The 1,078-nt window shown below is 72.4% G+C and carries 1 protein-coding gene and 2 pseudogenes; all 3 read right to left on the bottom strand.

What is annotated here, in order from left to right:
* Positions 1–161, bottom strand: a pseudogene (locus tag AB0C76_RS41515) (ATP/GTP-binding protein); the annotation flags it as partial.
* Positions 142–822 (bottom strand): DUF742 domain-containing protein, encoded by a 681-nt coding sequence (locus AB0C76_RS41520; protein WP_359976018.1) that lies wholly within the window; start codon positions 820–822, stop codon positions 142–144. The gene AB0C76_RS41520 and the pseudogene AB0C76_RS41515, both read right to left, overlap by 20 nt.
* Before the next feature lie 162 nt (positions 823–984).
* A pseudogene (locus AB0C76_RS41525) lies at positions 985–1,078 on the bottom strand (roadblock/LC7 domain-containing protein); the annotation flags it as partial.

Raw genomic sequence — 1,078 nt, forward strand, 5'->3', positions numbered from 1 at the left:
GCGGAGGCCGAGGTCATGACGGCTTCGGTGCGCAGGGGGTTGATCTCGGAGACGGCGCCGACGAGCGTGGTCTTGCCGACACCGAAGCCGCCCGCGACGACGATCTTCGCGGAGGTGGTGGCGCGGGTGGGGGCGGCCGCGTTAGAGCTTGCGAAGTCCACTGAGGACCCTTTCGAGCAGCGTGACGTCGGGCTGGTTTCCGGATTCGCCTCCGGAAGCGGGCTGGTGGATGGCGACGAGGCCGGCCTCGGCCAGGTCGGCCACGAGGATGCGCGCGACTCCCAGCGGGAGGGAGAGCAGCGCCGACACCTCGGCGACGGACTTGACCTCCGTGCACAGGGTGCAGATCCGCTGGTGCTCGGGGAGCAGGGTGGCCAGGCGCTGCGGGTCCACGTCGGCGGAGACGAGGGCCTCCAGCGCGAGTTCGTAGCGGGGCCGGGTGCGGCCGCCGGTCATCGCGAACGGCCGGATCAGCGGGCCGGAGTCGGGTTCGTCCTCGAACTCCTCGACGTGCCCGGGGTCCTGGGCCGGGTGGTGGCCGGGCGCGTGGCCGGGTCCGGCCGGCGGGACCGGGTAGCCGGGCGGCGGCACGTCGAAGGAGGGCTGCGGCTGCTGGGCGTACTGGCCGGGCTGGGCGTACTGGCCGGGCCGGCCGTACTGCTCCTGCTGCTGACCGTACGGCTGCTGGCCGTACTCCTGGCCGAACTGCGGCCGGCCGTACGGCTGACCGTGGCCGACGCCGGGTGCTCCGAAGGCGTCATGGCCTGTGCCAGGGTACGGAACGCCACCGTACTGGCCGCTGCGGTCGTCGGGCGGTGTCACGGTTCCTCTCCTCACAGGGTGCGGCGGTTGCGGTGCGAGCTACGGAACGAGTCCGGAGCCGGTGGTGCGAAGGCCGTACAACGTCCGAACCCGAGCCCGCCGAAGCGGGCCCGGGAGGGACGCGGAGGTGCTTCGAATACCTGGACGGTATCCGACGAACCGTCAGTGCAGGAGACTGCCCTGGAGTTCTGCGCGGAGTGCGGGGGTGAGGACGGCGCCTGCGCGGTCGACGAGCAGGGCCATCTCGTAGCCGACG

The organism is Kitasatospora sp. NPDC048722 (genome assembly GCF_040650235.1).
In the GTDB taxonomy this organism is placed as follows: Bacteria; Actinomycetota; Actinomycetes; order Streptomycetales; family Streptomycetaceae; genus Kitasatospora.